Source organism: Methanothermobacter wolfeii, from assembly GCF_025397995.1.
Classification (GTDB): Archaea; Methanobacteriota; Methanobacteria; order Methanobacteriales; family Methanothermobacteraceae; genus Methanothermobacter; species Methanothermobacter wolfei.
Genome location: NZ_CP104550.1, coordinates 1537185 through 1551410 on the forward strand (window position 1 = coordinate 1537185; position 14226 = coordinate 1551410).

Annotated in this window: 20 protein-coding genes; 4 read left to right on the forward strand and 16 right to left on the reverse strand. The window is 50.6% G+C overall.

The window, feature by feature from the left end; all coding sequences use genetic code 11:
* From N5910_RS08445 to N5910_RS08510, 14 genes are all read right to left on the reverse strand, one after another.
* Entirely contained in the window at nt 1-513 is a 513-nt protein-coding gene (locus N5910_RS08445) for a 4Fe-4S dicluster domain-containing protein (RefSeq protein WP_074359500.1), read from the reverse strand.
* The gene (locus N5910_RS08450) at nt 514-1866 is read right to left on the reverse strand and encodes a 4Fe-4S binding protein (protein ID WP_074359501.1); all 1353 of its coding nucleotides are present in this window, start codon (nt 1864-1866) and stop codon (nt 514-516) included.
* A 21-nt stretch (nt 1867-1887) separates the two neighbouring features.
* Nucleotides 1888-2115 carry an energy-converting hydrogenase B subunit J gene (locus N5910_RS08455; RefSeq protein ID WP_074359502.1) on the reverse strand — a complete coding sequence of 76 codons (228 nt, stop codon included), beginning with the start codon at nt 2113-2115 and terminating at the stop codon, nt 1888-1890.
* Between the two features lie 114 nt (nt 2116-2229).
* The gene (locus N5910_RS08460; RefSeq protein WP_074359503.1) at nt 2230-2691 is read right to left on the reverse strand and encodes an MnhB domain-containing protein; all 462 of its coding nucleotides are present in this window, start codon (nt 2689-2691) and stop codon (nt 2230-2232) included.
* 25 nt (nt 2692-2716) lie between these two features.
* Nucleotides 2717-2995 carry an EhbH gene (locus N5910_RS08465; protein ID WP_074359504.1) on the reverse strand — a complete coding sequence of 93 codons (279 nt, stop codon included), beginning with the start codon at nt 2993-2995 and terminating at the stop codon, nt 2717-2719.
* A complete protein-coding gene (locus N5910_RS08470) occupies nt 2988-3314 on the reverse strand; it encodes an energy-converting hydrogenase B subunit G, EhbG (protein ID WP_074359505.1) in 327 nt (108 codons plus the stop codon). The genes N5910_RS08465 and N5910_RS08470 overlap by 8 nt, the downstream gene beginning before the upstream one ends.
* A gap of 11 nt (nt 3315-3325) precedes the next feature.
* Nucleotides 3326-4822, reverse strand: coding sequence for an energy conserving hydrogenase EhbF (ehbF, locus tag N5910_RS08475; protein ID WP_074359506.1), 1497 nt, complete (start codon nt 4820-4822; stop codon nt 3326-3328).
* 60 nt (nt 4823-4882) lie between these two features.
* Nucleotides 4883-5245, reverse strand: a complete 363-nt coding sequence (locus N5910_RS08480) for a cation:proton antiporter subunit C (protein ID WP_074359507.1) — start codon at nt 5243-5245, stop codon at nt 4883-4885.
* Nucleotides 5246-5482, reverse strand: a complete 237-nt coding sequence (locus tag N5910_RS08485; protein ID WP_084531284.1) for a DUF4040 domain-containing protein — start codon at nt 5480-5482, stop codon at nt 5246-5248.
* Complete coding sequence (locus N5910_RS08490) at nt 5483-5749, reverse strand: cation:proton antiporter (protein WP_191216218.1); 267 nt, start codon at nt 5747-5749, stop codon at nt 5483-5485. It abuts the gene before it with no gap.
* 4 nt (nt 5750-5753) lie between these two features.
* The gene (locus N5910_RS08495) at nt 5754-6011 is read right to left on the reverse strand and encodes a monovalent cation/H+ antiporter complex subunit F (protein WP_074359508.1); all 258 of its coding nucleotides are present in this window, start codon (nt 6009-6011) and stop codon (nt 5754-5756) included.
* A gap of 10 nt (nt 6012-6021) precedes the next feature.
* A complete protein-coding gene (locus N5910_RS08500) occupies nt 6022-6333 on the reverse strand; it encodes a monovalent cation/H+ antiporter subunit E (protein WP_074359509.1) in 312 nt (103 codons plus the stop codon).
* Between the two features lie 161 nt (nt 6334-6494).
* Complete coding sequence (locus N5910_RS08505) at nt 6495-7157, reverse strand: metal-dependent hydrolase (protein ID WP_074359510.1); 663 nt, start codon at nt 7155-7157, stop codon at nt 6495-6497.
* A 4-nt stretch (nt 7158-7161) separates the two neighbouring features.
* Nucleotides 7162-7878 carry a succinylglutamate desuccinylase/aspartoacylase family protein gene (locus tag N5910_RS08510; RefSeq protein ID WP_261599563.1) on the reverse strand — a complete coding sequence of 239 codons (717 nt, stop codon included), beginning with the start codon at nt 7876-7878 and terminating at the stop codon, nt 7162-7164.
* 119 nt (nt 7879-7997) lie between these two features.
* On the opposite strand from N5910_RS08510, the gene N5910_RS08515 reads away from it, so the two are divergent.
* Nucleotides 7998-9182, forward strand: a complete 1185-nt coding sequence (locus N5910_RS08515) for an argininosuccinate synthase (protein WP_074359512.1) — start codon at nt 7998-8000, stop codon at nt 9180-9182.
* Nucleotides 9183-9452, forward strand: a complete 270-nt coding sequence (locus N5910_RS08520) for a pro-sigmaK processing inhibitor BofA family protein (protein ID WP_191216220.1) — start codon at nt 9183-9185, stop codon at nt 9450-9452.
* A gap of 176 nt (nt 9453-9628) precedes the next feature.
* On the opposite strand, the gene N5910_RS08525 is transcribed toward N5910_RS08520, so the two are convergent.
* Nucleotides 9629-11131 carry an NAD(P)H-hydrate dehydratase gene (locus N5910_RS08525; protein WP_191216221.1) on the reverse strand — a complete coding sequence of 501 codons (1503 nt, stop codon included), beginning with the start codon at nt 11129-11131 and terminating at the stop codon, nt 9629-9631.
* A gap of 105 nt (nt 11132-11236) precedes the next feature.
* Between N5910_RS08525 and N5910_RS08530 the strand changes: the two genes are divergently transcribed.
* On the forward strand, nt 11237-11452 hold the full coding sequence (locus N5910_RS08530; protein WP_255477803.1) for an ion channel: 216 nt from the start codon (nt 11237-11239) through the stop codon (nt 11450-11452).
* A gap of 16 nt (nt 11453-11468) precedes the next feature.
* Nucleotides 11469-13232 (forward strand): 3H domain-containing protein, encoded by a 1764-nt coding sequence (locus N5910_RS08535; RefSeq protein WP_255477805.1) that lies wholly within the window; start codon nt 11469-11471, stop codon nt 13230-13232.
* Here N5910_RS08535 and fhcD read toward each other — a convergent pair whose 3' ends face one another.
* Complete coding sequence (gene fhcD / locus N5910_RS08540; protein WP_191216222.1) at nt 13233-14126, reverse strand: formylmethanofuran--tetrahydromethanopterin N-formyltransferase; 894 nt, start codon at nt 14124-14126, stop codon at nt 13233-13235.
* Nucleotides 14127-14226: the final 100 nt, after the last annotated feature.

Genomic DNA, 14226 nt, shown 5'->3' on the forward strand with positions numbered 1-14226 from the left:
TCACCTGAATCCTTTACCTGCCTCCAGGAGTGAGTTTTTCCTCTCTATGATGCTCCTATCAGCCAGGAACTGTGCTATGAATTTGATTTTATCCTCGGATATCTTAACGGGTTTCTGGATGACTTCCCCTGCATCGAATTCCACCTCACCTACATCATTGGGGTGTATGGTCCCTGGTTGGCCGAAGAGGGCGTAGAGGGGGCAGAAGTCGTGGCAGTAGTAGCAGTGGACACATTTTTCACTGTTGATTACGGGTATCTGTGTCTTCACCAGTCCCTCGGCTATCTCAACGGGTTCATCAAGGTCCTTCATTTCAACAGCACCTGTCGGGCATGCGTTGGAGCATCCTGCGCATCCTATACATGGAACCTCCGCAACCTTTGGTTCCGGTTGCACCTTCCCCTCAAGGATTCTCCTCCTCAACTCCATGTCGGTTACCCTGTCGGCGGCGAAGAGGATCCTCTTGAGGTTCGTGTATGAACCCTCCAGCATTATCCTTAGAATATTCTTCATCTAGCTCACCTTTCTCTCATCGAACTCCCTTTCAAAGATCACGGCCCTTGCAGGGCATATATTTGAACATGCACCGCAGTATATGCATTTATCATCATCAACAATCATCCTTCCATCCTCATCCCGGGATATGGCATCCTCGGGGCATAGCTCCATGCAGAGCCCGCATCCTATGCAGAGCCCTGGATCTATAAGGGTGAATCCTTCCTTAATCCTCCTCTTCCTCATGGTTGTTCGTGGTATGGCATCCGCAGGGCAGTGGATTCCGCATTTCTCACAGAGTATGCAGTGGTCAGTGTCAACCTCTATTGAACCCCTCCTGAGGGTTATGGCATCCTCAGGGCATATCTCGGCACATATACCGCAGGATATGCAGTCTTCTGACACCGAACCATCCCATTTAACCGTTCTGAAGCTTCGGGCTTCACTGACGTCACAGGCCTGCACACAGCGCCCGCATGAGACACAGTAACCCCTGAGCTCACCATCAACCATCCGGAGTGTTCCTACAGGGCAGACGTCCAGGCATGGTTCATCCTCACAGTCCCTGCAGAGTGTTGGGTCATGGCGGAGTTTACCATCAACCATCCTGAGGGCTCCCCTCTCACACCTCTCTGCGCAGAGGCCGCAGTTCAGGCAGGAGACTATGCTGCCAGCTGCCCCTTCAGGGGACTTCCTGATCTTAACCGCGAAGTCATCAAGGTAGATTGCCCTGCTAGGACATTCCCTGAGACATTTGAGGCAGAGTGTGCATTTTTCAGGGTCTATTTCAAGGTCCTCTATTGCGCCGACAGGGCAGACGTCCTGGCAGACACGGCACTCTGTACATACACTCTCAGTATCGGTTTCCACGATTATGGCGCCTGTTGGGCAGTAGTACTGGCATCTCCTGCAGAGGGTGCACCTGTCGGTGTCTGTGACCACGTTCACCCTTGATGCTTCATGCTTCACCGGCCTTCTCTTAACCGGTGGCCTGACTGCAAGGTTGAGTGATTCCAGGAACTGGAGCTGCCTGTCCTCTATAAGATCGAATGCGTCCACGCGTGCCCCCAGGGGGCATGAGTCAACGCATAGCCCGCACCTGGCGCATATCCCCCATACTACTCCATCCTCTATTTTTATGCTGTTCACTGGGCATGTCCTTTCACATATACCGCAGGCATTGCATTTTGCCCTGTCTACAAAGTATCCTCCGTACCTGTTCCTCCGTATGGCCTTGTTGGGACATGCCTCCATGCATGCACCGCAGGTTATGCAGCTGAAGGCCTTCCCATCAATCATCCTTATGGCCTTTGTCGGGCATGCCTTAACACATTCCCCGAGTCCCTCGCATTTTCCCGTTGATATAAACATGATGATGACCTCATAACCTGATTAGCGTCTGAATAAGATTTTACCAGTCATTATACCCAGTACTGCAGCTACGAATCCCGTGGCGATGGGCAGATCCGTGTAGTATGGGAAGGGCCCCAGATTCCATGCCACAAGGACAAGGACCACCAGCACCACCAGGTATGATGATGCAGGGAACATGTCTTCCCTTATTCTGCTTCCAAGTATCAGGCCGAGTAGGAATCCGAAGATCACCGGACCTGGAAACATTTAAATCATCCCTCCCTGCTCCCCTTTACGTGTACTGTGTTTATAAATATCCCTGAACATTATAATCCCTCATCAAAACCATTAAATCCTATTCCGGGAGAGGCCTGAACTCCCCTATTCACCGGACCCTTCACCCCTGAACTCCATGAATGTGATCACTATTGCACTGAGCCCCACCAGGACCTTGAGTCCAACAACTATGTTCAGGTAGGGTATTATTCCGGCATTTACAGGATCTGGATAGTTGAAGAATCTGCTGACAGCGGGTGTGATGCCGTAGAGGTCAACTCCAAGGTTATACAGGAAGAAACCTGAGAAGAGCAGCCCGCAGAGTCCGAGGCCAACGTATCCCAGTGCTCCTATGCTCTCCATTGCAGACATGAACTCATGGGAGAACTGGAAGGGGCTCTTCTCAATCCCGTATACAACCGCGCAGAATATGAATCCTGCTGCTATCATTGCACCTCCCTGGAAGCCTCCTCCAGGTGTTATATGACCTCCGAGTATTGTGAGAATCCCGAGGCACATTATAAGCATTGCTGCCGGGAATGCGAATATCTTAAGTATTGTGCTCATTCATTTTCCCTCCATGCGCATACCATTATTTTTCCCCCAGCTGAACCCTGCCTCTCCCGAAGACCAGCAGGGTTACAAGCACTGCGGTTACGAGTATAAGTGCTTCTCCAAGTGTATCGTAGGCTCTCCAGTCAAACACAACCACCGTGACCATGTTCGGGGCTATGCTGGTGCCCAGGTAATTGTATATCTGGCTGATCCCAGGGTTTATTATCCTGCTGAAGTCTATGATGGCGTCAAAGAGCGTCACTCCAAAGAGTCCAAGGGCCACCGTGGCCATTAGGTTCCTCAGGGAATCAGACACCTGAACCACCCCAGTAGAATATTGAGACCATTATCCCGAGGGTCATGAGGACGTAGAATATCATCCTGCTGAAACCGTCCCCCTGTTCCTCCCTGAGCCTTGCTGATAATGGAACCGATGTCAGGAGGACCGGGGCGAGTATCAGGACCGCCACCACCATCAGGATGAAGTTTATCTTTCTCAGCATTATCACCGCAATCAGGACGCTGGCTATGACCGTTATCTCAGCAGTCAGTGCTGTTGAAGCTGAAATGTTGGTCACCCTATCCTTCTCTGTAACCTTCCTTATCCTTTCAATAATCTCGTTGTAGAAGCTCATAGAATCCCCTCTCATATTATAAGACCCTGTGCAATTCCAGTGAACTGTGAGGTTGCTATCCATGGCAGTAGCCCCAGGACCGTGCATATGATAATAAGCACGGTGATTGAAAGGACCGTTGTCCATGGCACCGAATCTGACTCGACCTTCATCCCCCGCGGTTCCGGCTTGAGGTAGACCGAATAAAAGGCCCTCATGAAGGTCATGAAAGTGACTATGCTGAGGAGTATCATTATAACTCCAAGTTCAGGGACTCCAGCCTTTATGGCGGACTGTATCAGGAGGAGTTTGCTCTGGAATACGTTGAAGGGCGGCACACCGGCCATTATGAACCCTGATAGCATCACAAGGCCAGCGAGTCCCGGCCTGTATTTCATCAGTCCACCCAGCTCCTCTGTATCTGATTTTCCGGTCATGTAGAGTATGGTGCCGAAGCCCAGGAAGATGCATGCTGTTATAAGGGCCTCGTTGATGGCCTGGAAGAGTCCAGCGGTTATACTCATTGCCGTACCGAGGCCGATGCCTATGCCTATGTATCCTAGTTCACCGACGGCAAGGAAACCTATCATCCTCTTGAGGTCTGTCTGCATGAGGGCCATGGTTATCCCAAGGACCATGCCTGCCAGGGAGAAGAAGACCATGGCCCACCTTACGATGGGGAGGTAGTAGAACATCCTGAGTATCACGATGGCAAGGGCCGTGAATGTGAACACCGAGAAGGCCTGGAGGAGTGAGGCTCCATGGGGGAGGGCCCTGCTGTACACCGCTGATTTGATGGTGTGAAACGGTGGTAGACCTGTACCGTAGAGCCATCCGAAGATTAGGAGTGACGATGCCAGGAGGAATAGTGGATTTGCAGGGTCCACGATTCCGTTCCTCAGTGAGAAAACTATGTCTGATATGTTAACATTTCCTGTTATACCCAGGAGTATGGCTACGCCCAGTAGAAGCATTGGGGCCGCAACCCCCCCTATTAGCATGTATTTGAGGGCTGTTTCATAGTTCCTCTCCACACCGGAGCAGAGTATCACCCCCACCTGTGCAAGGGCAGCTATCTCAAAGAAGACGTAGAGGTTGAATATGTCGTCAGTGAGGACAACTGCTGTTACGGCCGCCGTCCCCATGAACATGAGGAAGGCGTAGACTCCTGATGGTCGTTTAACCTCGTTCATTGATGTCAGGACCGCCAGGAAGGCCACTATGGATAATACAAGGAGGAATATCTTCTGGGGGCTTCCAAAGACGTATGTTATTGCAGGGTGGAATGAATAAAGGTATGATGATGCCAGTGATGATGGGAGGCCCGAAGCTATCGATGGGTTCTCGGACAGGGGGGCGTAGCCTCCGAAATAATGGACGCCGTAACCTGCAATTAATGGTATGATCGGCAGGAGAAGTGCTGTTATGATTGCAAGTGCCTTAACGCTTCTATCCTTCCCGTGGAGCAGGTTCAGGAGAAGCGCGCATAGAATCGGTAAAACTACCATGACAGGTATAAGTGGATTCATAACTCCTCACCCTTTATCTTTATGATTTTAAACATTCCTCAAGCACCTTCTTCATGATTATCAGTCTTCAAGCACCCTTGATGCGCTTATGGTGCCATGCTTCTGGTAGAGTATTATTATTATGCCGAGCATGACCGCCAGCGTGCTTGCCCCGATGACTATGCTTGTGAGTACAAGTGCGAAGGGCAGGGGATATGATGCATGCTGGGCAAACCATGCAGATGACATTCCAGGTAGATAAATGTAGACTATTCCCCCCTCCCTGTAGCCCAGGGTGACCAGGAAGAGGTTAACACCGTCGGCTATGAAGGAAAGGGCTATGACCTTCTTTATGAGGTTGTCTATGAATATCACCGCAACCGCGCCGAGGACCATGAGGCTGGCTGCAGTGAAAAATGATGCAAGCTGTAGAGAGAGCAACATTTATTCTTCCTCCATTCTCATTGTTCTGTAAACCGCCAGGGCAAAGAATACCGGTATGATGGCTGATCCCACAATTGCCTGTGTAAGGGCAACATCAGGTGCCAGGAGGATCTGGTAGAGGGCCGCTATTGCAGCCCCCGGTACACCTGTGAGTATGGCTGCCTTGAGCAGGTCCCTCTGAAGCAGGGCAAGGACCGCTCCCAGTACCGCTATGATCATTATTACGTACTCAATCATTCAATCACCCTCTCCATGGTAATGGGCATTTGCTATGGCATGTGAAACAAAGGGGACAAGGACAAAGTATGTCAGTGCAAGTAGTGGTTCCCCCAGGACAAGGAGAGCCAGTATGCATGCAACATCCGCGATGCCGAGTATGTGTATCCTTGCATAGAGCACCCTTTCAATATCATCCTTAAATCTGAGTATCCCCACGGCAGCCAGTATGATCAGTATTGAGGATGCTAGGAGAATCACCGGCCGTATAATAATGATTAAATCCATAATATCAACCCCTGAGAACCCTTGCAAAGGCTATTGTACCCACGGGTCCGAGAAGGACCAGTGCATATGCAATATCACGACAGAACCCGATTCCGTAGACCCTGTTTATGAGTATAAGGAGTGTTGCAATGGCGATGCTGAGTCCTGAGATACCCACGAGACCCATGCCTATACTTTTCCTTGTGGCTATCCTGACGGCTGCTATGCTGAATACTGCAAGCGATGCCATGAGAACATACTCTGAGACTATCAGTAAACCCATTAAAAACCCCCTATTCAAGCATGCCCTTAATGTAAGGTTCGAATGGTATTATATCCTCCTTCTCCCGTGGATAGATTGCTGCAACCCTCAGCACCCTGCCTTCAGAGTCAAGGTCAACGGACAGTGTTCCTGGTGTGAGGGTTATGCTGTTTGCAAGTACTGTCTGAGAGACCGGTCTTTCCAGTACCGTCTCTATTTCAACGATAACCGGCTTCACGTTCCCTGTGAGTGTCCTTGCCGCCACGTCGATGGTTGCTTTGAGTATTTCAAATATCAGGACGATGAAGTAGGCGATACCATACAGAATCCTTGTGATAAACATTTATATTAGCTCCCTTCCCTTTTAATTACCAACAATTAACATGATTATTTATGATAATATAAAGTTTTCTATATAAATCGTAATAAAAAGTTTAAAATCATGACTACGGGATATCCGGGTCCATTCATGTGATGGGGGCTGCCAGTGCCCAGGGAAATGGACTAGAAGATAATGTAATAAACGGCCGCAGCCCCCCAGAGTAAAAGGACCGAAACACCGAACCCCTTCCTGAAGGTCCTCCCTGAAAAGGGCCTCATGAACCTGACCCCAGATGGTGTGAAGGAATCAAGTACAGCATGACTCAGAAACCCCAGAAGAAAGGGCCCCATAATGGTGTAAAGGTTCATGACAGGGAATGGTGTTAGGAAGACACCGATTACCGTTAAAAGGATGAAGGGAAGAATCAGAGCCCTGTTAAGAATTATGAAGCCCAGAGAAATCAATATAACCGCAACTGAACCCCTCTCATCAACACCGAAGGATCTGAGAAGGAAGAAAATGGATAAGACAAATACGGTGAGGCATGCTGAAAGTATGAATGCACCCAGGATGGAATGGGTGAAGCCCCTGTGCCTTGAGAGATAGAATATGAGTGCAAGGTCCATGAGGGCTATTCCTGCAATATAGGGAAGCCCCAGAATGTAAAACACCATGAAAATCACAAGGCCGATGAGGAATGCCGTTGAAACATTACCTGATTTAACCTCATGATCCATATCAGGCACCATGGCCCCTATGAGTGCAAGGGCCAGGGGAAAAACAGCCTGAAAGAAGGGTATGGCCATCAGTATAGATAGAAGTCCGTGCTGCCTGTAGGAAGACATTAGCTCACCTCATGATCCCGATACCCATGCACTCCAGGAAGAGCTTCATCTGGAGCAGTGACCTCTCCACGCTACCCTCCCTTATGGCTCCGTTCTCAGATAGAACCTCACATGTCACCGCGGGGATTCCTGCAAGGTTGCATTCATCCTCAAGGGCCCCCCTGTAATGTGATGATGCCCTTTCATAACACAGGAGCCTTGATGATGTCCTGGATGTTATATACTCTGCAATGTCCCGGCTCCGTGGTTCCGGTTCATCTGAACAGAACACTCCCTCCACTCCCGGCCTGCTGCCTGGTGCCGTTGAATGGAAGTCCCCTACGGCATCAACCCCCAGCTTCCTGGCGATCCGGAACAGCATGTTTGTAACTGACCCATCAACATCTGCAGACCTGTTAAGGTCCATCCCATGGAACCAACGGCTGTTCCTCATTGTTGACCATGGCGCAGCGAAGGGCACCAGATAGACCTTTCCCCTGACCCTGGAAGATCCAAGAAACTCCACAAGCCTCAGGGCCGCGGCCTGGGGTGGTATCTCGTTACCATGAACCCCTGCCGTGACCATGACAGAGGGGCCTGAACCCCCGAATTCAAGCATCACGGTTCCCCTGAGGGACTGCTCCGCTATCAACCTGCAATCAGCACCCACTATATAGGGTCTTAAAGCCGGGTTGCAGGCAACATCACCGCCCGATCCATCATATATCAACGAGATCCTCAATGAACCTTCCCGAGCAAACATGGGGGCCACCATAGACTTATAACTCATACTCACTATAATCTATAATGCTGTTAATAAATAAGATGATCATAAGCTTTGCTGAATGAAGGTGATTGATTATGGATAAAGTGGTTCTTGCCTTTAGCGGAGGCCTGGACACATCCGTGTGCATAAAGCTCCTCGAGGAAAAGTATGATATGGAAGTGATAACTGCATGCGTTGATGTGGGTCAGCCGCGACATGAGATTGAAAGACCGGCCAGGGTGGCCAGGGAACTGGGTAATTACAGACATCACACAATAGACGCCAGGGAAGAGTTTGCATCAGACTACATATTCCCCGCCATAAAGGCAAATGCCGTCTACGAGGGTTACCCCCTGAGCACCGCCCTTGCAAGGCCACTCATTGCAAAGAAGATAGTTGAAGTGGCTGAGAAGGAGGGTGCCTCTGCAATAGCCCATGGCTGCACAGGTAAGGGTAACGACCAGTTCCGATTCGAGGCTGTTATAAGGTCCACAACCGACCTTGATGTGATAGCCCCAATAAGGGATCTGAACCTCACAAGGACCGAGGAGATGGAGTATGCAAGGTCCTGCGGCATACCCCTCCCATCAGACAAACTCTACAGTATAGATGAAAACCTCTGGGGACGCGCAATAGAGGGGGACGTCCTCGAGGACCCTGCTGTTGAACCACCTGAGGATGCCTTTGAATGGACAAAACCTGTGGATGAAACCCCTGAAGAACCCGAGACCGTGGAGATCCAGTTCAGTGGCGGGGTTCCGGTGGCCATAAACAGGGAGGAGCTCAAACCGGTTGAGATTGTTGAAAGGGCAAATGAGATTGCAGGCACTCATGGTATCGGAAGGGTTGATATCATGGAGGACCGTATAATCGGTATGAAGAGCCGTGAGGTCTACGAGACACCCGGAGCCTGCCTGCTGATTGAAGCCCACCGCGGACTTGAACAGCTCACACTGACAAGGAGCGAACTCAGGTTCGCAGAGATCATCAGCAGCACCTACGCTGAACTCGTCTACAATGGACTGTGGCACGACCCCCTGCGTGAGGACCTTGACATGGCAATAAACCACATGCAGAGGCGTGTGACCGGGACGGTGAAGGTTAAACTCCACAGGGGCAACATGCGCATCACAGGAAGATCATCACCCTACAGCCTCTACAGTGAAGAAATAGTTTCCTTTGAAGATAAGACCCTTGACCAGCGTGAAATGGCTGGAATGGTTAAAAATTACGCGCTCCAGGCAGCCATATACAGAAAAGTCTGCAGGAAGGAAAACTGAATGGAGACCATGTCGCTCCTTATCCTTGTGGTCCTCGGGACCTTCCTCATAGCAGGGGGCCTGGCCCTCCTCAGGGTCCTCCTCAGCGTGGGAAGGACCCTCATCACGGTTGCAGCTAACATGTTAACGGGCCTCCTTATCCTCATCTGTGTTAACATGCTGCCCTTCATCAACCTACCCCTTAACCTCCTCACCATCCTCGTGGCCGGTTTTGGAGGAATCGCAGGGGTGGGGATACTGATAATAGGAAATATTGCGGGTTTCATTTAAACCATGATTTTATTTTTTTAGAGGATGGGATAAACTGGATCCAGGGAGGTCGGTGCCCCTGCAGATATACCATGGAAGATTTTTTAGAGCCTGGGATAAACTGGACCTCCAGCTTACACCATTCTCCACCCCAGTCCCTAAAGGTCAGCAAAGGAAAAACCTAAGCTCCAATCTGATTATAAACCGTAACTCTCCATCTTCATGGCCCTGGGTATGAATTCAAGTATATCTGACGCCTTCAAGCCATCCCCGTAACGATCAGCAGCCATTTCACCCGCGGATCCGTTTATGAATGATGCCAGGGCCGCCGAGTCAAAGGGGGATAATCCCATGGCCATGAGCCCCACGGTGACACCTGCAAGGCAGTCCCCTGTGCCTCCAACCGTCATTGCAGGGCACCCTGTCCTGTTAAGACGGACCCTCCCCTCCTGGAGTATGATGTCGGTTCTCCCCTTAAGGAGCACCGTGCCCCTTATCCTGGAGGATACTGACTGGAATGCTGTTATCCTTTCATTCATGTCCCCGTAAATCTCTGATTTTAATGAGAAGAACTTCCTGAACTCACCCATGTGGGGTGTTACCACAAGTTCCCTGTAACCGGCAACATCAGATGCATGGACCAGTTTAAGGGCGTCCGCATCAAGTACAAGGGGCTTTCCGGTTCCCTCCAGCTCCCCTATAATCCTGAGGAAGGCTTCACCGGTTTCAGGGTCGGTGCCTGCACCGCAGCCCATGAGCACCGAATCTGAGGCCTCTGCAAGTTCCATTATCTCATCAACCGCCCCCAATGATATATGGTCCCCCTCAAGTTCCCTGACTATCAGGTCGGGTGAGGTGGACCTGAGGGCTGCAGCGGCCCTGGTGGGGCAGGCCACCGTTACAAGATCCGCGCCGACCCTGAGGGCCGACAGCCCTGCAAGGGCGGGTGCCCCTGAATAGTACCTGCTGCCACCCACCACAAGGACCCTGCCGTTTTCTCCCTTATGGCTGCCGGGATCCCTTGAGGGCAGCCTGAGGAGGTCTCCCGGTCCAAGGAATACCTCGGCGGCCCCCGGTATCCCTATATCGGCCACCACCACCTCACCGGTAACCGCCGGGTCCGCCTCCCTTAGACCGTCCTTCATCCTGTGGAAGGTCACGGTAAGGTCGGCGCTGACAGCCACGTCCTCAACGGTTCCATCAGCAGGGTTGAGTCCGCTTGGAACATCAACCGAAACCCTGAATGAATCTGCACGGTTTATAACCTTAATAGCTGACCTGTATGGCTCCCTTATCCTTCCATGGACCCCTGTCCCGAGGATGGCATCCACAATGACATCCGCATCAACCTCAGGGATATCAGAGGAGTCATTTATCATGATGATGTTAAAGCCACCGGGGTGCGGCTGCATGGCCTCAAGAACCCTCAGGTTCTGAAGGGCGTCCCCTGACCTTATCCGTGATGGGTGTGCAAGGAGATAGACATCAACATCAAAGCCCATGTTAAGAAGGTGGCGTGCGGCAACAAAGCCATCTCCGCCGTTACCCCCCGGACCGCAGAACACCGCGACCCTGCCCCCGGAGGTTACCCCCCTGACCTCCTCTGCAATGACCCTTCCTGCATTTTCCATGAGGGAGAGTCCGGGTATCCCCAGGTACTCCGCATTCCTATCAGCTGCATTCATATCAACCGGCTTCATGACTATCCCCAGTCCAGTAATTCAAGATTCGCTGCGAACCAGATGGTCCTAATTTATATTATTGTTCAACAGATTATTTAACATTGATAAAAACTGAGGTGTCCCATGCCACCACAGAAGAGCTTCATGGAGAACGCATACTATGTTCCTCTCTCGGTAATCTACTATGCCCTGGCAGCACTCCTGGCACTCATGATCTACGGTGTTATTGGATCAATCTATATAATGGGCCTTGACTTCTACAATGCAATCTACTTCACGGTTATAACCATTGCAACGGTGGGTTACGGTGATATAACCCCCCTTACCGTGACCCCCTGACACAGCATCACCCCTGATGAAGGAAGAAAGTTACGGTGATATAACCCCCCTTACCGTGACCCAGAAGATATTCTCGGTCACCCTTGCCCTTGGTGGTGTGGGGCTAATTGCATACGTCTTCAGTTTAACCGTCTCGGTGGTGGCAATGACCCTCCAGGAAACCATTTCAGGTGCAAGGATACGCAGGTTAATGAGATCGATGAACAACCATTTTATTCTATGTGGTTTTGGCCGTGTGGGATCTTCGGTTTTTAATGAACTCAAGAAGAGGAATCAGAAGGCTATAATAATTGAAAAGGATCGTGAAATAGTTGAAAAGGAACTCTGGGATGATCCAGAGGTCCTGGCCATACCAGAAAGCGCCACCGATGAGGAAACCCTGATGTCGGCCGGTATAAAAAGGGCCAGGGGCGTGATAATAGCCACCGGCGACGACGTCGACAACCTCTTCATAACCCTCACCTGCAGGGAGCTGAACCCGGATATATGGATAGTTACGAGGGCCAGTAAAAAGGAGAACGTAAGGAGGCTCTACCGTGCAGGAGCTGACCGTGTGGTTTCACCAGAGATCAGCGGCGGTGAGGACATATACTTCGCGGCCATGGAACCCACAATGGTCAGGATCACCGTGAAGCATGATGTTGATGATATCGGGAGGGAGGCCGAGATAATAGTTAAGTATGGCTGCACCCTGGAGGACATAGAGTATCATCTTCCAGAGTTCAGGGAACCCCTCATCAGGAAGATAGGCGTTTCCAGCAGGGAGGAGGTTGAAAGGTTCCTCAGGAGTCTTGAAGAGGACAGGAACAGGAAGGCCTCCCTTACCAGAATATATGAATCTGTAAGCGGGATACACTCCCACTGGATATCCGGGCCTGACAGGGAAAGCCTGAACAGGGCGCTTGATGAACTGAAAAGGGAAGGCATCCTCCTGGGTGTGAACCTGGATGAGGATGAGATAAAGGAGGTTGCAAGGAAATACGGGCGTATCGTTGAGATAATAATCAGGCCCGAGATGAGTGTCGTTGAAAACCATGGGGTGGAGGATATCCGGAGGGAGGCTGAGATCATAATAAACCATGGATGCACCATAGAGGACATAGAGTACTATCTCCCTGGCTTTTCAGAGCCCCTGAGGCGTAATGTCGGTGTGGATTCAATGGAGGATGTTGACCGCTTCATCCAAACACTGAGGAGCGATTCACGTAAGCTTGAATCCCTTGACCGCCTCTACACCCTCTCAGGTGGGGGTATACACAGCCACAGGATCTCAGGCCCTGACACAAAGAGTCTTGAAAGGGTTGAGAAGGAACTCAGGGATGCCGGTTTCCTCCTGGGCGTTAACCTTAACCTCCAGGAGATCAAGTCCCTGATCCAGAAATCCGGGAGGGTTGCTGAGATGCTGATAAAGCATGGTGTGGAGGAGACCGATGACAAGGAGATCATAATCAGACATGGGGGCCGCATACTTGATGCCAAGCACTACCTCCCGGGGGTCCGCCAGGTCGTCACCAGGAACCTTAACATCAGGAACAGGGAGGACCTTGAGAGGTGTCAGGAGGAACTGAAGAAACCCGATGCCAGGAGATCCCTCACAGCCCTCTACAGCATATCAAGGAACATCCACTCCCATACCGTTGCAGCGGATAGTGTCCGGGCTATAAAGAAGATTGAAGCCGAACTCAGAAAGAGGAACATCCTTCTTGGTGTGAACCTCACCGAGGAGGAGATATGGGAGATCGTTGAAAATGAAATGATGGAAAAATTCTGTATAGAATGATCAGAAGAGTTCGTGGAGTTTTATCTTGTACGCTCCAAGGTTACCTCCATAGTTCCCGGCGCTTATCTTGATTATGCCCGGAACCGTGCAGGCAGCCTTTATACCCTCCTTCATGGCCTCCCTGACTGCTTCCTCATTTACACCGTCGATGACTATCTCATAGACACCGTTGACGTTCTCAGGGATTTCACTGCCCTCAACCTCGTCCTTGAGGGTGACGCACATCTTCTCATTGGTGGATGCATTCAGGAATTTGTACTTGTTTGAACCCACCTTGGAACCTGAAGCCACCACACCACCCGGGAAGGGTGTGATTGTGCCTTCAACAGCTTCTATTGCATCCACTGCTGCCTGTGCCGCCAGGAGGGCTGATGCCTGACTGTCACCCATTATGAAGAAGTTTCCACCGGCAACTCCATCCTTTATTCCGAGTTCGCTCTCGATGAGGAAGTCGCCTGACATTATTGGTATTGAGTGGATCTTCCTGCCTTCGATTTCAAGTTCCTTCTCATACCCGTCTCCGAAGAACTTGAGCTTGAAACCTATGTTCAGCTTCTCATCCTCATCTTCAAGGGCATCGAAGACTGCTGTGGTGGGTGCTGTGAGTATACCCATACCCACCCTTTCAAGGAGTTCATGGTCAAGGTTCTTCTTGGATGGGTTGCAGATCATTATGGTGTATCCTGGTCTTCCATCGGGTGTTTCCTCCGGTGGGATGTAGCTGTCTATGCCAGCCTCTGCAGGGCAGCCTATGACAGATGTTCCGTAACCCGTTGCCTCTGTTGCAGCTATTCTGGCAAGTTTTTTTGTTGCAGCAGTTACAAGGACCCTTGAAACCTTAATCCCAAAGGCCTCTGCAAATGTGTCTTCTATTTCAACACCGTTTATCTCCATGATTATCACCAGATTGAATTAATAAAGGAATGTCTAATATATCTTTCTACTTTAATCCCCGCCAAAAATAGAATGAAGTGCCCGGCCCATCCAGAATACA